Below are 21990 nucleotides of genomic sequence, written 5' to 3'. Positions count from 1 at the left end.
GTCACCAGATCCGGCGCCGCCCGGCGCGGTGGTTGCGGACACCGCACGGCCGCCCGGGCGGCGGCCCGCCGGTCCGGCTCAGTCGCATCCCGACCACTGCCGCCGCGAGCAGCGCGACGACGAGCGCCGCCGCGCCGACGAGCAACGGCCGGGACAGCGGTCCGTCGTCGGTCACCGCCGCGACCGGCACCGCCGGCTCGTCGCCGGTCGGCGCTCCGGCGAGGGTACGCGGAGGTGACGCGCTCGCCTCCGGCGCTGCCGGCGGCGCGTCCGGCTCACCGCGTGCCGCCCGGAGGATCACGTCCGAGCAGGAGTAGTACGTGTCCTGGGTGTCCGAGTTCTGCCAGATGACGTAGACGATGTGCCGGCCGGTCCGCTCGGCCGGCAGCCGCCCCCGCATCTCGTACGCGCCCGAGCGGATCGGCGGGTCGGTGACCTGAAGGAACGGCTTCTTCTCCAGGTCCGCCCAGGTCAGCACGCGCTTCGGTGAGTACGAGCCGGTGGTGACGTGGTACCGGAACGTGCCCCGGTGCGGGATGGTGGTGCGGTAGCGGAACGTGTGCGACGCCCCGGCGGTCAACGTGGTGGCCGGCCAGTCGGCGCGCGGCAGGTCCAGTCCCCGGTACGCGGACAGCCCGCCGCTGCACAGCTCCCCGTCCGGGATGCGTTCCCGGTCCCGCCCGTCGATCCGGGCCACCCGGATGTTGTCCCACTCGCGTACCGCCGCTCCGGCGGCGACCGCCGCCCGGCAGGCGGGCGTCTTCGCCCGACCGCCCTCCGGCCCGCACGCGGCGGCCCGGCTCAGCGGGCTGGTCGGCGCACCGTGCGCCGCGGCCGGCGCGGCGGTCAGCGGCACCGTCGCGGCGACGGCGGCGAGCGCGGCGAGCGCGCGACGTGCGGCCATGTGATCGACCTCCCGCGCACTGGTACGGCCACGAGCCGCCAAAGGTTCGATCCGCGCCGATCGGCCGGGGTGACGTGACCGAACGGACAACCGGGACGGCGGCGGACGCCGTAGGGGTCCTACAGTGACGAAACCCTGTGATCGAGGAGCGCCCCTTGACCGAGCCGGCACCGTCCCCCGAGTCGTCCCGCGCCGCCCCCGCGGCCGGGCCCGCACCGGGCGACGTTCCCGCCCCCGCACAGCCGTACCTGCTGGTCGTGCCCACGATGGAGGGCGCTCCCGCGCCGGTGCCGTGGCCCGGTGCCGAGGGGCAGCCCGGCTGGGCCATTCCGGTCAGCGTGCCGCCCGGCACCCAGGGGTACGCCTTGTTCCTCCCGCTGGTCCCCGCGACCGGTCAGCCGACGGCGACCGGCCAGCCCGCGGCGGCGGTGCCCGCCCAGGCCACCGCGCCCGCCGCCGAGCGTTCCCCCGTGGAGGGCGTCGCCCCTGCCGCCGCACCGGCCGACCGGCCGGCGGGCGAAGAGCCTGTCGCCGCCCCACCGGACGCCGTTCCGGCCGCTCGCCGGGAGCAGGCGGGCGGAACGTCCTCGGCCACCGGCGACGCGGCATCGTCCACGCCGGATGCCGCCCCGGCGGCTTCGGCCGGCACCCAGGCGGCCGACTCGAAGCCGTCCGTCGCAGGCGCCGCCGCAGCGGAGGCGGCCACGACCGGCTCCGGTGAGGCCGGCGCGCGTCCCGGCGATGGCGCTCCGCAGACGGCCACGCCCGCGACCTCCGGCCCGCCGGGAGCCTCGCAAACGCCTGCTGCTCCCCCGGGCACGCAGCCGGCATCCGGGTCATGGGTGGCGCCGGGGACGCAGCCGGCCTCCGGGCCGTCGCCCGCGCCGGGGGCGCCGCGCGCTCCGGGTACGCCGCCTCCACCCGGCGTTGGGCCGACGCCCGCGCCGCCGCACCCCGGCATGGCGTGGGGTGGGCACCCGCAGGCGCCGGTGTGGGCGCCGCGCCCGCCGGTGCCACGGACCTCGTTCCTCGGCGCGCGCTGGCCCGGCCCGAAGGCGGCGACCGGGCGGGCCGTGCCGCTCGCGGTGCTGGCCGCCGCGATCGGCAGCGCGGTCTTCGTGCCGCTGGGCCGCGTCGGCGTCGGCTGGTTCCTGGGGTGGCTCACGCTCACGCTCGCGGTGGGGCTGGCGGTCCGGTCCAGGACCACGGATCTGCCGCGCGCCGACAAGCTCATCCGGGCCGGGTGGGCGGTGGCCGCCCTGGCCCTGATCGCCGTCCCGGCGTTCCGCAACGCCTGGTGGCTGGTGACGTTCTGTGTGCTCGGCGCGCTCGGTTGCGCCACGCTCGCGATCATCGGCGGCCGGCTGGTGCGCTCGATCCTGTTCGGCCTGGTGGCCACGCCGTTCGCGGCGTTGCGGGGCCTGCCCTGGGTACGCCGGCACGTCACCGCCTCGCCGCAGGAGGCGACGGTGCGCAAGGTGACCGTCTCGGTCGTCGCCACGGTCGTGGTGCTCCTGGTCTTCGGCAGCCTGCTCGCGTCGGCCGACGCGGCGTTCTCCGAGGCGCTCGGCTCGCTCGTTCCCGAGATCAACATCGGTACGGTGTTCGGCTGGCTGTTCCTCGCAGTGGTGGGCGGGCTGATCGCCGTGGCCGCGCTCTACACGCTCGCCGCGCCGCCCGACCTGTCCACCGTGGATCGCGCGGGTGAGCGCCGTCTCGGCCTGCTGGAGTGGGCCCCGGCCATCGGCGCGCTCACGCTGCTGTTCGCCGGGTTCGTGGTGGTGCAGTTCACCACGCTCTTCGGCGGGCAGCGGCACGTGCAGCGGGTGGCCGGGCTCAGCTACGCCGAGTACGCGCGCAGCGGCTTCTGGCAGCTGCTGTTCGTCACGCTGCTGACCGTGGTGGTGCTGGGCGGGGTCAGCCGCTGGGCTCGCCGGGAGCAGCCGGTCGAGCGGCTCCTGCTGCGCGTCCTGCTCGGGCTGATCAGCGCGCTGAGCGTGGTGATCGTGGCGTCGGCGCTGTCCCGCATGTGGACGTACCAGAAGGTCTACAGCTTCACCGGCGAGCGGATCTTCGTGATGGCCTTCGAGATGCTGCTCGGCACGGTGTTCCTGATGATCCTCGCGGCGGGCGTGAAGTGGCGGGGCCGGTGGATTCCCGGCACCACGCTCGCGCTGGCTGTGGCGATGCTGCTCGGCCTGGCCGTGCTCAACCCCGAGGACTACGTCGCCCGCCGCAACACGCTGCGCTACGAGCAGACCGGCAAGATCGACGCGTGGTACCTGCGGGCGCTGTCCGCCGACGCCACGCCGGCGCTCGCCAAGCTCCCCGATCCGGTACGCCGGTGCACGCTGAGCTGGATCGCCGACGACCTCGCCGAGCCGGACCCCTGGTACGCCTGGAACCTGGGCCGCCAGCGCGCCCGGAAGGCGCTGGAGAAGGTCGGCCCGCAGGCGATCGGCGGCCAGAAGGACTGCCGCCGGGCCGACCAGTTCGACCTGCCGAAGACGCGACGCCCCCGCTGACCTCGCCGGCCGGGCCGCGGATCACCGCGGCCCGGTCAGGCCGGGGCGCCGCCGAAGCCGATCTCGTTGCCGTCCGGGTCGTGGAAGATCACCTTGCGGACGCCGTTGTCGTAGGTCTCCCGCGCGGCCGGCTCCAGCCCGCGGGCGGCGATCGCCGCGACACGGGAGTCGAAGTCTTCGACGAAGATCGTCTGCATGGCGTGACCGGCGTGGCCGGGCCGCACCTCAATGTAGAGGTAGCGGTGCTCCGCCAGCTCCCACACCGCCTCGTGGTCGTTGGGCAGGAACTGCGGCGGGTCGCCAAGCAGTCGCTCGTACCAGGCCGTCGACATGGCGAGATCACTGATCGGGACGCCGGCGAACAGGTCGACAGTCATCCGGCCAATCTAGCCGGGGCGACGTGCCGGCGCGGGCTCACGCCGTACCGGCGCTTGAACGCCGTACTCAGGGCGAACGAGCTGCCGTAGCCGACCCGGCGGGCCACCGCGCCGACTGTGGCGCCGGGCTCGCGGAGCAGGTCGGCCGCGAGCGCCAGCCGCCAGCCTGTCAGGTACGACATGGGCGGCTCGCCGACCAGCGCGGTGAAGCGCCGGGCCAGCGCCGCCCGGGACATCCCCACCTCGGCGGCGAGCGACGCCACCGTCCACGGCCGGGCCGGCTCGTGGTGCAGCATCCGCAGCGCGCGGCCGACCACCGGATCGGCGTACGCCCGGTACCAGGCGGGCGCGGCGGCGCCGGGCCGGGCGAACCACTCCCGCAGCGCGGCGATGAGCAGCAGGTCGAGCAGGCGGTCGAGGACCGCCTCCTGGCCGGGGTCGTCCTTGACGATCTCGGCGGCCAGCAGCGGCACCAGGGGCGTGTCCCAGGACTCGCGCCGGACCACCGCGAGCTGCGGCAGCGCGTCCAGCAGCCGCCGCCCGACAGTGCCCCGCACCGGGTACGTGCCGGTGAGCAGCACGGTCCGGCCGTCCGGCCCGTTGCCCCAGGTGCGTACGCCCCAGCGCGTCATCGCGAACAGCTCGCGCCCGTCCGGTGTGGTGCAGCGCTGCCCCGGGTGCACGACCACCTGCGGCACCGTCGCCGGGTCGTCCGCCACCGTGTACGGGGACGCCCCGCGCACGATCGCCACGTCACCGTCGCCGAGCCGCGCGGCCTCCCCCTCCTCGGGCACGATCCAGGCGTCCCCGCGCACCACGGCGACCAGCGTGAGCGGTGCCTCGTCCCGGATCAGCATCGACCAGGGCGGGGTGAGGATCGAGCGCAGCAGGAAGGCGCCCCGCGCCCGGGGACCGTCGAGCAGGCCGGAGACGGCGTCCACGAGACGATTGAACACAGGGTCGCGCGTCCTGACCATGGGCCGTCTCACCGCGCGGCGGTTCGATGAGGACATGCGACTCGTACAACAACTGACGCTGGTCGGTGCCACAGTGGGGGCCGGGCTGATGGCGGGCCTGTTCGCCGCGTTCGCGTACGCCGTGATGCCGGCGCTGCGCGGCGCGGACGACCGCACGTTCGTGGACGCCATGCAGCGCGTCAACGTCACCATCGTCAACGGCTGGTTCCTGCTTGCCTTCCTGGGCACGCCGGTGCTGGCCGCGCTCGCGGCGGTGCTGGCGTGGCGGGGTGCGGCCCGGCCGGCGCTGCCGTGGATCGTCGCCGGGCTGGCGCTCTACCTGGTGATGTTCGCCGTCACCGTGGCGGTGAACGTGCCGCTCAACGACGCGCTCGCGGCGGCCGGGGCGGCGGATCCCGGTGTGGCGCGGGAGCGCTTCGAGTCCGCCTGGGTCACCTGGAACGTGGTCCGGACGCTGGCGAGCACGGCCGGGTTCGGCGCGCTGTGCTGGGCGCTGGCGCTTGCGGGCCCGGCGGCCGGTTGAACTGCTACCGCGGGTCTTCGATCAGCGGCAGGTAGCTCTCGGGCAGCCAGCGGACGACCACCTTCGGGAAGAGCATGCCGCCGAGCCGGCGGTAGAACCGCTGCGCCGCCTCGTTCTCCGGCTTCACCTCCCACCGGATGACGAGCCGGTCGACGGCGGCCCGCTCGGCCAGCGCGGTCATCAGCCGTCGGCCCACACCACCGTCCCGGGCCTCGGCACGGACGAACAGGTCGTCGAGCGCGACGATGTCCTCACCGCTCCACATGTGCAGGCGCCGCTGCGCGGAGACGTAGCCGAGCGTCTCACGGTTCCGCTCGGCCAGCAGGACCGTCACGTCGGCGCGGCCGAGCACCTCGCGCCATCGATCGGGGGTCGCGCCGACGTGCTCGCTCTCCCCCTCGTGGGCCGCGATCTCCCGGACCAGGGCGTCCACCGCAGCCGCGTCGTCCGGGCCGGCCTGGCGGATGCGGATGGCGTCGTTCACGGTGCTCTCCCTCACGGTCGAATCACGGGTGGACGCTCATGATCATCCCCCGGAGGCACCGCCTGATGATCCGACTTTCGGGCCGAGACTGCTGCCGTCAGGACGCCGCGAGCAGTCGGACCTCGCAGCGCACGCCGCCGGCCTTCGCGAGCCGTCCGTCACCGGTGACCAGGGGGCAGGCCAGCAGCTCCGCCGCGGCGACGTAGGCCGCGTCGTACGCCGACACGTTGCCCCGCAACTGCCACATCCGGTCCAACAGCGCTGCGACGCCTACCTCATCGATGACCAACGAGGGCAGGGTGTCGACCGCCTCCTGCGCCCGGGCAGGGCCAAGCTTCCCACCCAGGACCTTGCCTCTGATCACGGACATGACCTCGACCAACAGATGGCCCGGCGCGGCCCAGTGTGGATCTCTGGAGAGTTCCGCCCGCGCCACGTCGCCGACCGGCCCGTCGTCAACGAGGGCGTCGGCCAGAACCGACGCATCCACGACGATCACGCAGCGCTTCCCCAGGGTCCGCGCTGTTCCCGCTGCTCACTCAACTCGGCGGCACTCTCCCCCGGCAGTGAGCGAGCACCGTCCGATCGGCCGGCGAAGCGGTCAAGGGCTGCCGTGTTCCGCAGCCGTCGAGCCTGCACCTCCACCAACTCCAGTAGGTACGCCTGGAGTGACTGCCCGCGCGCCTTGGCTTGGGCGGCCAAGGCGTCTCGCACTTCCTCCGGTACGTCCCGAATCTGCAGAGCAACCATGCATTCATTATGCATGCAGTATCGCTCACTCGCCAGGAAAGACTCGAACCCTCGATCAACCGGTTCGCGTGACGGGTGGCCGATCGACCGCACATATCCCAGAGGGCGCCACGATCGCGTCTTGCCGTAGCGCCAAGCGGTGGTGACACCGATCTCGAATTCGGCGGCGAGACGAGTGCGGGTGTCGCCGTTGCGCACCGGGGATCGGCGCTGGCCCCGTGCGCTCGGCGAGGTGGTTCAGGGCTCGTTGAGTGATTGGCGAGATCCGTCGGAGGACGCAGAGGCGCACGCGGCCTACCACCCTTTGACCATCCATGAGTCGGCAACTCCGCGCGGACCTGGGCCCGCCGGCCCACCTAATCGCGCCGAGGGCCCGTTCTGATCAGCGCGAGCGAGATCACGATCATGAGGGCACCGAAGACTTCCAGGACGGTCGGCGCCTGCAGAAGCAGATCCTCCGTCGCGTACCCGTCGGGCGTGGCAGCCCGGGTCAGATCCGTCCTGTCGACGCGTACGTCGAGCAACTCCCCGACGCGGAACCCACTCTCGTCGAGTTCGCTGGAGAACCGCTCCCGGTACCGCACGCCCTCGAACGTGTAGTCCACAGTCAACCTCGTGGCGGCGAACGATCGGCTGATCTTGAACCGTTCGACGTGGACCACTTGGCCTGTCGTCTCGGCGCCGACGCGAACCCGCTCGTCGATCGCCTCGTTCAGCCGAACGGTGAGCAGCATCCCCCCGCCGACCAGAAGGGTGCCCAGGATGACCACGACGACCAGCTTCAACTCTCGCCAGCCGAACGGGCTCTCCACCGGCCCTCCTCGCGCCTGGGGTCCGGACCTGGTTGCCGATCTTGTCGCCCGAGTGGGAGTACGGCGCACAACTGTAACCAGAAGGTCAAAAAGCGGCATTTCTCGACGAGAAATGCCGCTTGACCTGCACAAGCACAAGGTGGAGCCGAGGGGACTCGAACCCCTGACCCCCACACTGCCAGTGTGGTGCGCTACCAGCTGCGCCACGGCCCCTTGCGGTCGTCCCCGGTCGCCCGGGCACGGAGAGAACTATACACACGCCGCCCGGCATGGTCATCTCGCGGGGGTGCCCCGCACCCGGCTCAGTTCAGTGCCACGTCCGGCGGGAAGTGGGCCACCGCCGCCATCATGCCGCCCTGCCGGCGCAGCACCATCGGCCAGAGATCATCCGGCCGGTCGACGAAGGCGTCGCCGGGCAGCGCGTCGAACACGAACCAGGAGCCCTCCTCGATCTCGCGCTCCACCTGACCGGCGCCCCAGCCGGAGTAGCCGGCGAACACCCGGATGCCGCCGATGGCCTCGCGCAGCTTCTCCGGGTCGACCGAGAGGTCGATGGTGCCGACCGCGCCGGAGACGCGGTGGAAGCCCTTGACCGGGCGGACCGGGTGCCGCATGCGGGCCAGGCAGATGGCCGAGTCGGGCTGCACCGGGCCGCCCTCGAACAGCACCGCCGGGTCGCCGGCCAGGTCGCTCCAGTCGCCGAGCACGTCGGCCACCGAGACCTCGGTGGCGCGGTTCAGCACCACCCCGAGGGCGCCGCCGGGTTCGTGGGCGACGAGCAGCACGACCGTACGGTCGAAGTTCGGGTCCTTGAGCCCCGGTGTCGCGACCAGCAGCCGTCCGGTCATCGACTCCATGGCCCGGCCACCGATCGCCTGCCCCTCACCCTGCATGTCCGACACCCGTCAGCCGCGTGCCCGTACGGGCCCGAGGCCGTCGACCGTCCACCCTGTCAACGCCATGTCACGCACCATAGCCTGCACCCGGCCCGCTGGTTAAGGTCTGACGGCGGGCGATCACGACGGATCGAGGGAGGGCCGAATGGCGGCGCAGGCCGAACTGGCGGTGATCGGCGGGTCGGGGCTCTACGCCCTGCTCGACGGGGTGGAGCACGTGGTGGACACCCCGTACGGCGCACCGTCGGGCCCGATCACGGTCGCCGAGGTGGGCGGTCGCCGGGTGGCGTTCCTGCCCCGGCACGGGCGCGACCACAGGTACCCGCCGCACCTGATCCCGTACCGGGCGAACCTGTGGGCGCTGCGGTCGCTGGGCGTACGCCAGGTGCTGGCGCCGTGCGCGGTGGGCGGCCTGCGGCCGGAGCTGGGCCCGGGGACGTTCGTGGTGCCGGATCAGTTGATCGACCGCACCAGCGGGCGCACGCAGACCTACTACGACAGGGGCGCGGTGCACGTGTCGTTCGCCGATCCGTACTGCCCGGCCGGGCGGCGCACGCTGCTGGACACGGCGGCCGGGCGGGGCGTGCCGGCGGTGGACGGCGGGACCGTCGTGGTGGTCGAGGGTCCGCGCTTCTCGACGCGGGCGGAGTCGCGCTGGTTCGCCTCGATGGGCGGCACGATCGTCAACATGACCGGCCACCCGGAGGCGGTGCTCGCCCGTGAGCTGGCGCTCTGCTACACGTCGATCGCGCTGGTGACGGACCTGGACGCGGGCGTCGAGGCGGGCGAGTCGGTCACCCACGAGGAGGTGTTCCGGGTCTTCGCGGAGAACACCGACCGGCTGCGTGGGCTGCTGCTGGACGCCGTGGCGGCGCTGCCTGCCGAGCGGGACTGCCGGTGCGGGAGCGCGCTGGACGGGATCACGCTGCCGTTCCCGCTGCCCTGAGCGCGGGAAGCGCCCGAAAAGTCGGCTTAAGCCCGATAGATTCGGCTGGTCGGGAGACTGGGCACCGGACCGGATCCGGCATCCGCGTGTGAGGACGGAGGCGGCCGGCCATGGCGACGGTGCGGGAGGCGACGTACGACCTGCTGCGCGCGCTCGGCCTGACCACCGTCTTCGGCAACCCCGGCTCGACCGAGGAGCCGTTCCTCGCCGACTTCCCGGACGACTTCCACTACGTGCACGCGCTCCAGGAGGCGTCGGCGGTCGCCATGGCCGACGGCTACGCCCAGGGCACCGGCCGGCCCGCGCACGTCAACCTGCACACCGCGCCGGGCACCGGCAACGGCATGGGCAACCTGGTCACCGCCTGGCACAACCGGACCCCGCTGATCGTCAGCGCCGGGCAGCAGACCCGCGAGATGCTGCTGATCGAACCGCGCCTGGCCAGTCCGCGGGCGGTCGAGCTGGCCCAGCCGTACGTCAAGTGGGCGCACGAGCCCACCCGCGCGCAGGACATCCCGGCGGCCTTCATGCGGGCGTACGCCTCGGCGGTCCAGCCACCGGCCGGGCCGGTGTTCCTCTCCCTGCCGATGGACGACTGGGACCGCCCGGCCGACCCGCCGCCGCAGGTGCGCACCGTCGCCACCCGGATCGCGCCGGACCCGGACCGGCTGCGGGGCTTCGCCGACGTGCTGGCCGCCGCCCGCGCCCCGGCGCTGGTGCTCGGCGCGGCGGTGGACCGGTCGGACGCCTGGCCCGAGGCGGTCGCGCTGGCCGAGCACCTGGCCGCCCCGGTCTGGGCCGCCCCGGCGCCGGAGCGGGCCGTGTTCCCCGAGCGGCATCCGCACTTCCGGGGCGTGCTGCCGTACGCGATCGGACCGCTGTCGGAGGCGCTGCGCGGCCACGACGTGGTGCTCGTGGTGGGTGCCCCGGTGTTCCGCTACTACCCGCACGTGCCGGGCGACTACCTGCCCGGCGACACGCGGCTGCTGCACGTCACCGACGACCCGGACGAGGCGGCCCGCGCGCCGGTCGGCGAGAGCCTGCTCGGCGACGCCGGGCTGACCATGGCCGCGCTGTGCGAGCTTCTGCCGGCGACCGGCCGGGCGGCGCCGTCACCGCGACCGCGGCCGGCCCCGCCCGAGCCGGCCGACCCGCCGAGCGCCGACGCGCTGTTCGCCGCGCTGGCTGACGCGTGGCCGGCGGACGGGGTGCTGGTGCAGGAGTCGCCGTCGAACCTGGCCGCGCTGCGCCGCCGGCTGCCGATCGACCGGCCGCGCTCGTACCTGACGATGGCCAGCGGCGGTCTCGGGTTCGGGCTGCCGGCTGCGGTCGGGATGGCCCTTGCCGAACGCGACACCGGGCGTGGCCGCCCGGTGGTCGCGGTGGTCGGCGACGGCTCGTTCCACTACTCGGTGCAGGCGCTGTGGACGGCGGCGCGGCTGCGCCTGCCGCTCGCCGTCGTGGTCCCGGTGAACCGGCAGTACGCGATCCTCAAGGCGTTCGCCGAGCTGAAGCACACTCCGGGCGTGCCGGCGCTGGACCTGCCCGGGCTCGACGTGACGGCGGTGGCGCACGGCTACGGCTGCGCCGGTGAGGCGACCACCCTGGACGGGCTCGGTGCGGCGCTCGCCACAGCGCTGGCCGCGGACCGGCCGACGGTGCTGCCGGTGGCGATCAGCACCGACGTGCCACGGATCCTGTGAGCCTCAGCCGGGCCGGACGGTCAACGGGGCGCCGCTGCCGGCGTCCAGCACGGCCCGGCTGCCGAGCGGCGCGTCGAGCGTGACGCTGACCGGCTTCAGCACGAGCTGCGCGGTGCAGACGCCGGTGGAGGCGATCACGGCGCCGCCGATCACCACCACGTCCGGCCGTTCCAGCACCAGCGGGGTGGGCGGCCCGTCGCAGGCGCCGACGCCGAGCACGTAGTCGATCCGGTTGCCCTCGACCGCCCGCAGCTCCTGCGCGGACACCAGGCCCGCCGGCAGCGGCCGGGTGGGCACCGCGCCGCCGGGGGCCCGGCCGGTCACGCGCGGCGCCACGGCGATCCGCGCCACGGGTACGGCCAGCTCGTCCACTGTGAACAGCCAGGCGGGCACCTCGGCGCGGCCACGGCTGGTCAACACCGGCGCGCTGCCCAGCCGTACCCCGGTCACGGTGAGCGCCACGCACGCGCCCGGCGCCGAGGTCGACACCGGGTCGTTCGGGCCGGGCCGCCCGGTCGGTGCCGGGTCCGGTGCGGCCGGGCGCCCGTCGCAGGGCGGCGGGTCGCCCTGGCGGAGCTGGGCGTACGCGTCGGCGGCGCTCACCAGCGGCACCCGCAGCGTGCCGTCGGGGAACCGGATCGTGCCGTCCTTCGGCACGGCGGCCGGGATCGGGATCTGGTCCCGGTACCAGCCGGCCCCGAACGCCGTCTTCGTCTCGTCGGTGAAGCCCGGGTCGCCGGTGAGCACTGTGGCTTCCTGGAGCGGCACGTACCCGTCGCGCCAGCCCGGCACGGGCCGCCAGCCCGCTGCGACCTCCTGCGCCCGCTCGGTGAACGCGGTCCGCTGGTCCGGGCCGGCCGGCGGGGCCACTCCCGGATCGGCGCCGGGCGAGGCGCAGGCGGAGAGGGCCAGCAACGGGATCCCGAGCAGGGCGAGCACGCGGCGCATACCGCTTGGACGCGTGGCCGCCCCGGCCGGTTCCCGGCTCAGTCCTCGCCGCCGAGGTCGGCCTGGTACGCCTCCCAGAGCAGGTCGGCACCGTGCCGCCGGTGCCGGTCCAGCGCGCGCAGCAGGTCGCGGGTGCGCGCCCGCACCTCCGCCGCGGACACCCCCGGCAGGCGTACGGCGTGCTGGAGCGCGGCGAGCGCCCCGCTGATCGCGGCGTGCTCGGCGACCAGCAGGCGTACGCCCCGGTCCAGTCGCGGCGCGGCGCGCACCAGGTCGGCGTAGTGGCCGCCCGGTTCCTCGGTGACGCGGACGTGTTCGGTGAAGCCCCGCCGGACGGGGTCGAGGTCGGCGAGCAGTCTCTCCCGCCAGCGCGGCCCGGCGGTGGCCAGCGCCCGCCCGAGGGCGCGCAGGTCGCCGGAGGCGCTCGGGAGCACTACGGTCGGCTGCTGGATCGGACTGGTGACCATGGGACACCTCCCGCTGCTGGGTTGCGAACCCGTATGGCGATGGTGAACCCGGTCACCGGCGCTGTCCAGCGGTCGGGGCCGCCTCATCTGCCCCTCGGGCCTCACCTGCCCCGAACGCATCTCGCGCCTCAGACGGCTGTGCGCCCCGGTCCTCGTGGACCGGGGCGCACAGGCCGTGTAGTGGAGGTGCCGGGAATCGAACCCGGGTCCTTCGCCGGTTTGTCAGGGCTTCTCCGAGCGCAGCTCGCTATGCCTCTACTCGGCCCCACCGCTCACGCGAGCAAGTTGGTGTGACGGGCCCAGTCGCTGATTGATCTCGCCGCACGGACCCCGCGACCGGGTCCGATTGGCCAGCCTTCTAGCTGATGCCGGCTAACTGGGTCGAAGGCGCTCCCAGGCCGACAGACTTGCTACTCGCCTCAGGCGGCGAGAGCGAAGTCAGCGCGATTGTTCTTGGCGCTTATTGGTTTCCGACGACCGATTCTCGAGACGACGTCGGCTTCCTCGGCTCGCTTCCCCTGTCGCTGCGTACGAAGTCGAAACCAGTCACCCCCTCGAAGCGCTGCCCCTGTCGGCAGCACACCAAGCGTAACGCCTGGCGCAACCGGATTCATCCCGAGGCCCACCGGACGCGGACAGCCGGACGAACCGGACGTATCACTCAGCCATGCCCTTGCCGCGCCGGCCCACCGCCCGGGCGATCTCCTTGGCGGCGTCCCGCTTGGCCAGGTCCTGGCGCTTGTCGTACGACTTCTTACCCCGGGCCAGGCCGATCTCCACCTTGGCCCAGCCGTCGGAGAAGTAGACCTGCAACGGCACCAGCGTCAGGCCGCTCTCCTTGAGCTTGCCCAGCAGCCGGTCGATCTCCAGCCGGTTGAGCAGCAGCTTGCGGGTGCGCCGGGGCTCGTGGTTGGTCCAGGTGCCCTGGGCGTACTCCGGGATGTGCATGGCGTGCAGGTAGATCTCGCCGTCGCGCTCCTGGGCGAACGCGTCCACGAGCGACGCCCGCCCCGCCCGCAGCGACTTCACCTCGGTGCCGGTGAGCGCCATGCCCGCCTCGTACGTGTCGAGGATGGCGTAGTCGTGGCGTGCCTTCTTGTTGGAGGCGACCACCTTGCGACCCTTTTCCCGTGGCATCGGCGCCACCCCCTTCCCGATCGGCTCACCGGCCACCGGCCGGCGAGCGGAGATCATGCTACCGGAACCACAAGGGCCCTCCCGCGCGGTTTATTCCGGCGCGGAAGGGCCCTCGTCGAGCCGCAGGAGGTGACTAGACCCGCAGGTAGAAGCGGAGCGTGACCCAGGCGGTGACCGCGCTGACCACGCCACCGACGGCGGCCATCAGCGGGAAGGTCAGGAAGATCTCGGACCAGGAGATCGGGGTGATCAGGCCCTCCAGGGCGGCCATCGAGCTGCCGGCCGCCACCACCTTCACCCCGATCAACGCGAGCAGGCCGAGGATGGAGCCGAACAGGCCGGCCACCACCGCCTCCAGCACGAACGGCGCCTGGATGAACCAGTTCGACGCGCCGACCAGCTTCATGACCGCCACCTCACGCCGCTTGCTGTACGCGGCGACCTGGATGGTGTTCGCGACGAGCAGCAGGGCGGCGATGGCCATCACCGTGGCGATCGCGAGCGCTCCGTTCTGGAAGCCGCTCAGCACGCCGAAGACCTTGTCGAGCAGCTTGCTCTGGTCGACGATCGTGTCGATGCCCTCGGTGGCCTTGTACTTGTCGTAGATCTCCTTGTACTGCTCCGGATCGTTCAGCTTGACCCGGTACGACTCGGGAAGCTGGTCCGGCTTGACGGCGCTGACCAGGTCCGGGGCGTCGGCGTACATCTGCTGGAAGCGCTCGTACGCCTGCTCCTTGTTGACGTACGTCGAGTCCTTGACCAGCGGGTCCTGGCCGAGCTGCTGGCCCAGCGCGTCGACCTGTTCCTTGGTGGCATCGGTCTTCAGGAAGATCGAGACCTCGACGTTCTCGTAGTAGAGGTCCTTCATGTCGCCGACCTTCTGGTAGAGAAGGCCGCTGCCGCCCAGCATGAACAGCGACACCGCCATTGTGATGATCATGGCGATGGTCATCGTGACGTTGCGCCACAGCCCGACCAGTACTTCGGACAGGACGTACTTCATCCGCATCGGGATATCCTCCGGCTCTCCGGCGTGAGGTTTCGTCGTCAGGGTCTACGGAACGTCGTCCGGCTCAGCCGTAGACGCCGCGGGCCTGGTCGCGCACGATGCGGCCGCTCTCGATCTCGATGACCCGGCGCCGCATCTGGTTCACGATGTTGGAGTCGTGCGTGACCATCACGACGGTCGTACCGGTGCGGTTGATCCGGTCCAGCAGGCGCATGATCTCGATCGAGGTGTCCGGGTCCAGGTTTCCGGTCGGCTCGTCGGCCAGCAGGATCAGCGGCCGGTTGACGAACGCCCGGGCCACCGCGACACGCTGCTGCTCACCACCGGAGAGCTCGTGCGGGTAGCGGTGCTCCTTGCCGCCGAGACCGACCAGCTCCAGCACCTCCGGCACGACCCGGCGGGCGACCGCCTTCGTCTTACCGATCACCTCCAGCGCGAACGCCACGTTCTCGTACGCGGTGCGGTTCGGCAGCAACCGGAAGTCCTGGAAGACGCAGCCGATGGAACGCCGGAAGTGGGGTCGCTTCCAGGAACGCATCGAGGTGACGTCCTTGCCGTTGACGACGACCCGGCCCTTGTTGGGCGTGACCTCGTGCAGCAGCAACTTGATGATGGTGGACTTGCCGGAGCCGGATGGACCGATGAAGAAGACGAACTCGCCCTTCTCGATCGAGACGGACACGTTGTCGAGCGAAGGCCGGGACGCCTTCGGGTACGTCTTCGTCACTTGCTCAAGCTGAATCACGGGTCGGTAGTCTACGCGGTGTAACCGCAGAGCCAAGCCCCACGCCCCGCCGAAGCGGTGCGCGTCATCGATTTACCCGGTCAACACGAGATCGATGACGCGCTGCGTCCAAACGTGATCACGCACCGTCAGCGGTGAGCTGCTGCTGCTTCCGCCAGCGGATTCCCGCCTCGATGAAGCTGTCCAGGTCACCGTCGAAGACCGAGGACGGATTGCCCGTCTCCTGTTCGGTACGCAGATCCTTCACCATCTGATACGGGTGCAGGACGTACGAGCGCATCTGGTCGCCCCAGGAGCTGGTGCTGCCGGTCTTCAGGCCGGCCAGCTTCTCCTCCTCCTCCTGCCGCTTGCGCTCCAGCAGGCGGGACTGGAGCACCCGCATCGCGGAGGCCTTGTTCTGCAGCTGGGACTTCTCGTTCTGGCAGGTCACCACGATGCCGGTGGGGATGTGGGTCAGCCGCACCGCCGAGTCGGTGGTGTTGACGCTCTGCCCACCCGGCCCGGACGACCGGTAGACGTCCACCCGGACCTCGTTCTCCGGGATGTCGATGTGGTCGGTCTGCTCGGTGACCGGCAGCACCTCGACCCCGGCGAAGCTGGTCTGCCGGCGGCCCTGGTTGTCGAACGGGCTGATCCGCACCAGCCGGTGCGTGCCGGACTCCACGCTCAGCGTGCCGTAGGCGTAGGGCACCTTCACCGTGAACGTGGCCGACTTGAGGCCCGCCTCCTCGGCGTACGAGGTCTCGTAGACCTCGGTCGGGTAGCCGTGCCGCTCGGCCCAGCGCAGGTACATCCGCAGCAGCATCTCGGCGAAGTCGGCGGCGTCCACGCCACCGGCGCCGGCCCGGATCGCGACGAGCGCCTCCCGCGAGTCGTACTCGCCGGAGAGCAGCGTGCGGACCTCCATCTCCTGGATGGCCTTGGTCAGCCCGGTGATCTCCGACTCGACCTCGGTCAGCACACCCGGGTCGTCCTCGGCCTGGGCCAGCTCCAGCAGCACGCCGGCGTCGTCGAGCCGGGAGCGCAGGTCACCCAGCTTGGTGATCTCGCCGTTGACGTACGACAGCTGCGACGTCACCTGCTGCGCCTTGGCCTGGTCGTCCCAGAGGTCGGGCGCGGAGGCCTCCTGCTCCAGCCGGGCCTTCTGCTCGCGCAGCTTGTCGAGGTCGAGCACGGCCTCGATGTTGCGCAGCGTGGCGTCGAGATCCTTGAGCTGTTCGGCGTAATCGGCAGCGGTCACGACAGACAAGACTACCGGCGCGTGCGAGGAGTGAGCCTGCGAGCCCCGCAGTCACGCGCGAAAAGTCTGCGCTGCCCACTCCAGCGAGTGCGCCCCCAGGTGGTCAGCCGACCGGGGCGGTCTTCAGCCAGGACAGCGCCGCCTTGTGGTAGGCGACGGCGAACTCCAGCGCGCTGGCGTCGTAGCTGTCGCCTTCCTTCTTGGCGTTCTTGACCTGCTCCCGCACCGCCGCCAGCGCCTCGGTGTGGTACTCGTTCGCCGTGGCGTACAGGTTCTTGAGCTGGCTCGCCGAGTGCAGGCCGCCGAACGCGATCCGTAGCGCTATCGGGTTACGGATCGTGTCCTTGCCGGGATTCTCCGCGAGCCAGCGGGAGAATGTCCGTTTTCCGGCCGCCGTCAGCGCGTATGGCTGGCTCATCCGCGGCCCGGGCTTGCCGAGCCGCACCAGACCCTTCTCGGCCAGGACCGGCAGCTCCCGGTAGACCTGGCTGCGGGTCATCGACCAGTACGGCGCCAGACGGCGCTCAGCGGCGGCCATCAACTGGCCGCCAGTCATCGGGCCGTCGTGCAGCAGACCGAGCAGAGCTGCTGCCGTCGGGTTGACTCCGGATTCCGCCATGCCCTCTAAGCTGCCACTTTGTCGGCTCCGGCGTCCAGGATTTGCTCATTTCGGCACCCGATGACGGGTCCGATGTGCACTGTCGGATGAGGAAGAGGGCCCGCCCCGGCCGGGACGGGCCCTCTTCGAGCGCCTCAGCCCATGTGCGGGTAGACGTGATCGGTCGCCGGGACGAACGTCTCCTTGATCGTCCGGGGCGACATCCAGCGGACCAGGTTGTGCCAGGAACCCGCCTTGTCGTTGGTGCCGCTGGCCCGGGCGCCGCCGAACGGCTGCTGCCCGACGACCGCGCCGGTCGGCTTGTCGTTGATGTAGAAGTTGCCCGCCGCGTACCGCATCTTCTCCGCCACCTGGTCGATTACCCGGCGGTCGGTCGCGAAGATCGACCCGGTCAGCGCGTACGGCGCGATCGACTCGGCCTGGGCGACCACCTCGTCGAAGCGGGCGTCGTCGAAGACGTGCACGCCGAGGATCGGCCCGAAGTACTCGGTGGTGAACGTCTCGTGCGCGGCGTCGGAGCACTCGAACAGCGTCGGACGGACGAAGTAGCCGACCGAGTCGTCGGCGGTGCCGCCGGCCAGGATCCGGCAGGAGTCGTCGCCCTTGATCAGCTCCAGCGCGGCGGTGTGCCGGCCGAACGCCTTGTCGTCGATCACCGCGCCGCCGAAGTTGCTGAAGTCGGTCACGTCGCCGTAGGTCAGCGAGTCGGCGGTGGCGGCGAGCCGGTCGCGCAGCCCGCCCTCCCAGAGCGACCGCGGGACGTACGCCCGGGAGGCGGCCGAGCACTTCTGGCCCTGGTATTCGTAGGCGCCCCGGATCAGCGCGGTGTGCAGCGCGTCCACGTCGGCGCTGGTGTGCGCGACCACGAAGTCCTTGCCGCCGGTCTCGCCGACCAGCCGGGGGTAGCCCCGGTAGCGGGCGATGTTGTCGCCGACGGTCTTCCACAGGTGCTGGAACACCTTCGTCGAGCCGGTGAAGTGGATGCCGGCGAGGTCCGGGTCGGCGAGCACCACCTCGGAGACCTCCTCGCCGCGCCCGGTGACCATGTTGATCACACCGGGCGGCAGGCCGGCGGCCTCGAACAGGCGCATGGTGAAGTGCGCCGCGAACTGCTGCGTCGGGGACGGCTTCCAGACCACCGTGTTGCCGAGCATGGCCGGCGCGGCCGGCAGGTTGCCGGCGATCGCGGTGAAGTTGAACGGGGTGATCGCGTAGACGAAGCCCTCCAGCGGCCGGTGGTCGAGGCGGTTCCAGACCCCGGGCGAGGACAGCGGCTGCTCGGCCAGGAGCCGCCGGGCGAAGTGCACGTTGAACCGGAGGAAGTCGATCAGCTCGCAGGCCGAGTCGATCTCGGCCTGGACGGCCGTCTTGGACTGGCCGAGCATGGTGGCCGCGTTGAGCGTGTCCCGCCAGGGGCCGGCCAGCAGGTCGGCGGCGCGCAGGAAGACCGCGGCCCGCTCCTCGAACGGCAGCGCGCGCCACATCGGCGCGGCGTCCTTCGCGGCCCGGACCGCGGCGCGGGCGTCGTCGTGGGTGGCGTGCCCGGTGACGCCGAGGACGTGCGCGTGCTTGTGCGGCTGCACCACGTCGATCGACGCGCCGCCGGCCATCCGCCGTTCACCGGCGATAGTCATCGGCAGCTCGATCCGCTCGGCGGCCAGTTCGGCCAGCCTCCGCTGGAGCCGCTCCCGGTCGGCGCTGCCGGGCTCGTAGGTGTGTACCGGCTCGTTGAGGGGCTCGGGTACGGAGAACACGGCGTCCATCACAGCTCCTGGCGATCTCGACGACGGCGGCGAAACCGGACCCGCGGGCCCCGGCCGGGCGGCCGGACGCCGGACACCGCGGGGTGAGACGGCGGCGGGACCTGCCCCCGATTCTGTCACGAGACGCGCCCGCGGGCCGCGCCTCCCCGGCACACCGGACAAGCCGGCTGTCTCCGGACCTTCGGCCGCCGCCCACCCACGACCGACGAAACATCGGAGTACGGGACGACACGTCGTTGATCCTTCGGCGTGATCGGTTCTGGCGCCTGCCGCGCCCGGCCCGCCCGAGGAGCGGCGGCACGCCGCGTACGCTGGATGACCGGTGACCTGCCCGGCCCGGCGCGGGGAGATCCGGCGACCGTCGAAGGGAAGACGATGAGCAACCAGCCCGGCAGCTCCACGGCCGCCGAGACGGATCAGCCCGAGGCCGTCGAGCCGTCGGGCGGCGAGGCGAGCACGGACGAGGTCGTCGCGGCCGGGCGTCCGGAGTTCGCCCCGGGCGCGCTCGTGCTCGCCCTGGTCTCGATCGGGTGGCTGGCCGCCATGCTCTGGTCCACCCGGGAGGCGATCCACTCGACAGCTGCCGGCGTCACCGCGATCAGCCTCTCCGCGTACGCGCTGCCCGGCGTCATCACCGCCGCGCTGGTCACCGGCGCCACGGTGGCCCTGCTCGCGACCAACCGGCTGGGCCGCGCCACGCTCCGCTTCCTGGCCGCCGTCGGCGCCGGCCTCCTGGTCGGGCTCGTCGCCGCAGTGGCGATCAACCTGACGTACGCGGACAACGCCACCACGAACACCATCGCCGGCACCACGGCGGCAGCCGCGATCATCGGCGGGGCGATGGCCGGTGCGCGCCAGGCCCGGGTGGTGGGGGCGATCACCGTCGCGACGCTCACCGCGCAGATCTTCGTGGTGCTGTTCAGCCGTGCCCGCGACCCGCTCTCCGACCTGTTCGGCGCCGGGGAGACGCAGCAGTCGGTGCTGGACGCCGCGAAGTGGGTCTCGCGTACCGAGTCGTTGCTCGCCGGGCTGCTCGCCGGGCTGGCCGCGTACCTCTATCTGACCTGGTCCCGGCGCCGGGCGGAGCGCCGCGACGGCGCGGCGTCACCGCTGCGCTGGCCGGCGTACCTGATCGCCGGCGCCGGCGCGGGCCTGCTCCTGCTGCTCACCGAGGTGATCATCCGGATCGGCGGGCGCGGGCTGCTCGACCTGGCCGCCGCGCTCAGCGAGGCCGACGAGGTGGCGCAGACCGCGCTGGGCACCTCGCGGGTGGACAACGGCATCTGGGTGCTCTTCGTGGGCGCGCTGACCGCGCTCATCATCTTCGGGCGCACGCTCGGCCCGCGTCCGGTGGACGACGACGAGCCGGCGGCCTGAACCGCCGCGCCGTCAGCCCGCTTCGCGCAGCAGCAGGTCCAGCTCGGTCACGTCGTACCACTCCAGTTCGTGGTCCTCGGCGCCGTCGACTGTGAACTGGGCGTCCGGGTCGCCGGCCTGGGCCTCCACCACCACGTCGACGGCGGCCGCCACGTCCTCGACCGCGTCCGCGCCGTCCACGTGCAGCGCGGCCACCGACTTCACGGGCACCGGCCCGGCCGGCCGGACCACGCTCGATCCCAGGTCGCCGACGACCCGGCCGACCGCCCGAGCGGGCAGGTCGGCCGAGACCACCACCCGTCGCCGGGGCGCGGCGGGATCGAGCCGGAGCAGGAGCAGCGCGTCCTGGGCGGCCCGGGTGAAGGCCACGTACTCCAGTTCCTCCTCGTCGCCCTCGGCGTACCACTCGCGCAGCTCCGGGGTCACTGCGTGCGCCGCCTCGGCGCTCAGCCCCTCGTCGCGCAGCCGGGCGAGCATGGGGACAGTCGCCGGCAGGTACACCCGGACAAGCTCGTCGGTCACCGGTCACTCCCACACTCAGGCCGATCGCCGGCGGACGCCGGCTCCGGGCGCCGATCATGCCGTACGCCGAGACCGTCATACACCCGGCACCCGCGCGGGTGAAGTCTCCCGCCGGTGTGTCTCCCGAACGGGCACATGGCCGTGTCACTCAGTGATGGCAAACTGAAGCAAACGAAACCAACCCCGGGAGTCACCGTGGAGTCGAGGTTCCTGCTGCTGTCCGACGTCGCCGCCGAGCTGAACGTCTCGGACTCGCAGGTCTACCACATGGTCCGCAGCGGCGAGCTGCCCGCGATCAAGATCGGTGGCCGGGGCCAGTGGCGGGTCGAGCGCGCCCGGCTGGAGGAATACATCGAGCGCAAGTACGCCGAGACCGCCGAATGGGTGCGCGGCAACCCGCTCGGCGAGCGCGACGAGGAGTGACCGCCCGCCAACCGTGCGCCATTGACGGCGGTCGCACGAGTCCGGGAAGATGAGAGCCTGTCGGAGGCAAACGAAGGCAAACGCAAGGATTTGAGATGGTCGACACCCGCCGTCCCCGCGCACCCCGCCCGCCGGTCCGTCTCCGGCCCGCCCCGCCGCTCGATCCGCCCTGCACCGACGAGGAACCGATCTGGAGTCCCGCCGGGCAGCTCACACTCGACCTGGCCGGCCCGCGCCCCCGTGCCACCGCGCGCCCGCCCGGCCGCGCCCCCGACCCGGCAGCAGCGTGGCCACGCTGGTTCGGCACGCCCGCAACAGCCCTCGCCTCCGCCACGCCCGAGGGAGCGCGGGCCGCGCACCTGTTCGTGCGCACCTTCCTGGAGATCGTGAACGGCTTCCGGCCGCCCGGCCAGCTCCGGCCGCTCTGCGTGCCCGAGGCGGCCGGTCCGGTGTCGGTCGAGCTGACCCGCGCGGCCCGCCGGGTCACGCCGGTGCGCCGCCGTACCGCCCGACCGGCGTTGCTGCTGCGGCGTCTGCGGGTCTGCGAGCCCCGCGCGGGCGCGGTCGAGGCCACCGCCGTGTTCGCCGGGGCCGGCGGCGCGAGCTGGGCGGTCGCGATACGCCTGGAACGCCGCCGAGGCACCTGGCTGTGCCAGGTGCTGGACGTCCTTTGAGCCCGGCCGTCGCCTCTCCGACCTGACTCGACGCGCCGCGGCCACCCGCGTCGACCTGTGAGCGGGCGTAGCCAACCGGCTCCCGGCTCCCGGCTCCCGGCTCCCGGCTCCCGGCTCCCGGCTCCCGGCTCCCGGCTCCCGGCTCCCGGCTCCCGGCTCCCGGCTCCCG

The 21990-nt window shown here is 72.5% G+C and carries 24 protein-coding genes, 1 tRNA gene, 1 other RNA gene and 1 pseudogene; 7 read left to right on the top strand and 20 right to left on the bottom strand.

The annotated features are described in order from the left end of the window. Position 1 precedes the first annotated feature (1 nt). Positions 2–904, bottom strand: coding sequence for a lytic polysaccharide monooxygenase (locus AB0B20_RS12655; RefSeq protein ID WP_357470327.1), 903 nt, complete (start codon positions 902–904; stop codon positions 2–4). Between the two features lie 155 nt (positions 905–1059). Between AB0B20_RS12655 and AB0B20_RS12650 the strand changes: the two genes are divergently transcribed. Further along, positions 1060–3429: a DUF4153 domain-containing protein gene (locus AB0B20_RS12650; RefSeq protein ID WP_357470325.1), complete on the top strand. Its 2370-nt coding sequence runs from the start codon at positions 1060–1062 to the stop codon at positions 3427–3429. Positions 3430–3464: 35 nt separating this feature from the next. On the opposite strand, the gene AB0B20_RS12645 is transcribed toward AB0B20_RS12650, so the two are convergent. Then, positions 3465–3806 carry a VOC family protein gene (locus AB0B20_RS12645; RefSeq protein WP_357387857.1) on the bottom strand — a complete coding sequence of 114 codons (342 nt, stop codon included), beginning with the start codon at positions 3804–3806 and terminating at the stop codon, positions 3465–3467. Continuing rightward, positions 3803–4747, bottom strand: coding sequence for an AraC family transcriptional regulator (locus tag AB0B20_RS12640; RefSeq protein ID WP_357387859.1), 945 nt, complete (start codon positions 4745–4747; stop codon positions 3803–3805). Before AB0B20_RS12640 ends, AB0B20_RS12645 begins: the two co-directional genes overlap by 4 nt. Positions 4748–4817: 70 nt before the next feature. On the opposite strand from AB0B20_RS12640, the gene AB0B20_RS12635 reads away from it, so the two are divergent. Next, entirely contained in the window at positions 4818–5306 is a 489-nt protein-coding gene (locus AB0B20_RS12635; RefSeq protein WP_357387861.1) for an anthrone oxygenase family protein, read from the top strand. A gap of 4 nt (positions 5307–5310) precedes the next feature. Here AB0B20_RS12635 and AB0B20_RS12630 read toward each other — a convergent pair whose 3' ends face one another. The 7 genes and pseudogenes from AB0B20_RS12630 to AB0B20_RS12600 all read right to left on the bottom strand — a co-directional run bounded on the left by AB0B20_RS12630 (position 5311) and on the right by AB0B20_RS12600 (position 8245). Beyond that, positions 5311–5790: a GNAT family N-acetyltransferase gene (locus AB0B20_RS12630; protein ID WP_357470322.1), complete on the bottom strand. Its 480-nt coding sequence runs from the start codon at positions 5788–5790 to the stop codon at positions 5311–5313. Between the two features lie 97 nt (positions 5791–5887). Further along, positions 5888–6304 carry a type II toxin-antitoxin system VapC family toxin gene (locus AB0B20_RS12625; protein ID WP_357470362.1) on the bottom strand — a complete coding sequence of 139 codons (417 nt, stop codon included), beginning with the start codon at positions 6302–6304 and terminating at the stop codon, positions 5888–5890. After that, a complete protein-coding gene (locus AB0B20_RS12620) occupies positions 6286–6540 on the bottom strand; it encodes a hypothetical protein (protein ID WP_357470358.1) in 255 nt (84 codons plus the stop codon). Before AB0B20_RS12620 ends, AB0B20_RS12625 begins: the two co-directional genes overlap by 19 nt. Before the next feature lie 126 nt (positions 6541–6666). Further along, positions 6667–6856 (bottom strand): annotated as a pseudogene (locus AB0B20_RS12615) (hypothetical protein); the annotation flags it as partial. Positions 6857–6896: 40 nt separating this feature from the next. Next, complete coding sequence (locus AB0B20_RS12610; RefSeq protein ID WP_357470320.1) at positions 6897–7352, bottom strand: DUF3592 domain-containing protein; 456 nt, start codon at positions 7350–7352, stop codon at positions 6897–6899. Between the two features lie 140 nt (positions 7353–7492). Continuing rightward, positions 7493–7565: transfer RNA gene (locus AB0B20_RS12605), tRNA-Ala, on the bottom strand. A gap of 89 nt (positions 7566–7654) precedes the next feature. Continuing rightward, complete coding sequence (locus AB0B20_RS12600; protein ID WP_357470317.1) at positions 7655–8245, bottom strand: YqgE/AlgH family protein; 591 nt, start codon at positions 8243–8245, stop codon at positions 7655–7657. A gap of 148 nt (positions 8246–8393) precedes the next feature. Between AB0B20_RS12600 and AB0B20_RS12595 the strand changes: the two genes are divergently transcribed. Beyond that, positions 8394–9194 carry an S-methyl-5'-thioadenosine phosphorylase gene (locus AB0B20_RS12595; RefSeq protein WP_357387871.1) on the top strand — a complete coding sequence of 267 codons (801 nt, stop codon included), beginning with the start codon at positions 8394–8396 and terminating at the stop codon, positions 9192–9194. A 110-nt stretch (positions 9195–9304) separates the two neighbouring features. Continuing rightward, positions 9305–10897, top strand: a complete 1593-nt coding sequence (gene mdlC, locus AB0B20_RS12590) for a benzoylformate decarboxylase (RefSeq protein WP_357470314.1) — start codon at positions 9305–9307, stop codon at positions 10895–10897. Positions 10898–10900: 3 nt separating this feature from the next. Here mdlC and AB0B20_RS12585 read toward each other — a convergent pair whose 3' ends face one another. The 9 genes from AB0B20_RS12585 to pruA all read right to left on the bottom strand — a co-directional run bounded on the left by AB0B20_RS12585 (position 10901) and on the right by pruA (position 18825). Further along, entirely contained in the window at positions 10901–11845 is a 945-nt protein-coding gene (locus tag AB0B20_RS12585; RefSeq protein ID WP_357470311.1) for a hypothetical protein, read from the bottom strand. Between the two features lie 38 nt (positions 11846–11883). Further along, a complete protein-coding gene (locus AB0B20_RS12580; RefSeq protein ID WP_357470308.1) occupies positions 11884–12312 on the bottom strand; it encodes a hypothetical protein in 429 nt (142 codons plus the stop codon). A gap of 178 nt (positions 12313–12490) precedes the next feature. Beyond that, positions 12491–12866: a transfer-messenger RNA gene (gene ssrA, locus AB0B20_RS12575) on the bottom strand. 103 nt (positions 12867–12969) lie between these two features. Beyond that, a complete protein-coding gene (gene smpB, locus AB0B20_RS12570; protein ID WP_116511188.1) occupies positions 12970–13449 on the bottom strand; it encodes an SsrA-binding protein SmpB in 480 nt (159 codons plus the stop codon). Positions 13450–13582: 133 nt separating this feature from the next. Beyond that, a complete protein-coding gene (ftsX, locus tag AB0B20_RS12565; protein ID WP_357387880.1) occupies positions 13583–14458 on the bottom strand; it encodes a permease-like cell division protein FtsX in 876 nt (291 codons plus the stop codon). A 64-nt stretch (positions 14459–14522) separates the two neighbouring features. Next, a complete protein-coding gene (gene ftsE, locus AB0B20_RS12560) occupies positions 14523–15203 on the bottom strand; it encodes a cell division ATP-binding protein FtsE (RefSeq protein ID WP_013284225.1) in 681 nt (226 codons plus the stop codon). A gap of 118 nt (positions 15204–15321) precedes the next feature. Continuing rightward, on the bottom strand, positions 15322–16443 hold the full coding sequence (gene prfB / locus AB0B20_RS12555) for a peptide chain release factor 2 (RefSeq protein ID WP_357387882.1): 1122 nt from the start codon (positions 16441–16443) through the stop codon (positions 15322–15324). 103 nt (positions 16444–16546) lie between these two features. Next, positions 16547–17062, bottom strand: coding sequence for a PadR family transcriptional regulator (locus tag AB0B20_RS12550; protein ID WP_354865139.1), 516 nt, complete (start codon positions 17060–17062; stop codon positions 16547–16549). A gap of 134 nt (positions 17063–17196) precedes the next feature. Continuing rightward, entirely contained in the window at positions 17197–18825 is a 1629-nt protein-coding gene (pruA, locus tag AB0B20_RS12545; RefSeq protein ID WP_357470305.1) for an L-glutamate gamma-semialdehyde dehydrogenase, read from the bottom strand. Positions 18826–19200: 375 nt separating this feature from the next. On the opposite strand from pruA, the gene AB0B20_RS12540 reads away from it, so the two are divergent. After that, on the top strand, positions 19201–20202 hold the full coding sequence (locus tag AB0B20_RS12540) for a hypothetical protein (RefSeq protein ID WP_357470302.1): 1002 nt from the start codon (positions 19201–19203) through the stop codon (positions 20200–20202). 12 nt (positions 20203–20214) lie between these two features. On the opposite strand, the gene AB0B20_RS12535 is transcribed toward AB0B20_RS12540, so the two are convergent. Then, the gene (locus AB0B20_RS12535; protein WP_357470299.1) at positions 20215–20724 is read right to left on the bottom strand and encodes a hypothetical protein; all 510 of its coding nucleotides are present in this window, start codon (positions 20722–20724) and stop codon (positions 20215–20217) included. 195 nt (positions 20725–20919) lie between these two features. Between AB0B20_RS12535 and AB0B20_RS12530 the strand changes: the two genes are divergently transcribed. Together AB0B20_RS12530 and AB0B20_RS12525 are read left to right on the top strand one after the other, a co-directional pair. Then, positions 20920–21147, top strand: coding sequence for a helix-turn-helix domain-containing protein (locus tag AB0B20_RS12530; protein WP_013474124.1), 228 nt, complete (start codon positions 20920–20922; stop codon positions 21145–21147). Between the two features lie 95 nt (positions 21148–21242). Beyond that, the gene (locus tag AB0B20_RS12525) at positions 21243–21821 is read left to right on the top strand and encodes an Rv3235 family protein (RefSeq protein WP_357470296.1); all 579 of its coding nucleotides are present in this window, start codon (positions 21243–21245) and stop codon (positions 21819–21821) included. Positions 21822–21990 lie beyond the last annotated feature (169 nt).

Source organism: Micromonospora sp. NPDC049151 (assembly GCF_040648395.1).
Taxonomy (GTDB): Bacteria; Actinomycetota; Actinomycetes; order Mycobacteriales; family Micromonosporaceae; genus Micromonospora.
This window is presented reverse-complemented; position numbering and strand designations above follow the sequence as displayed.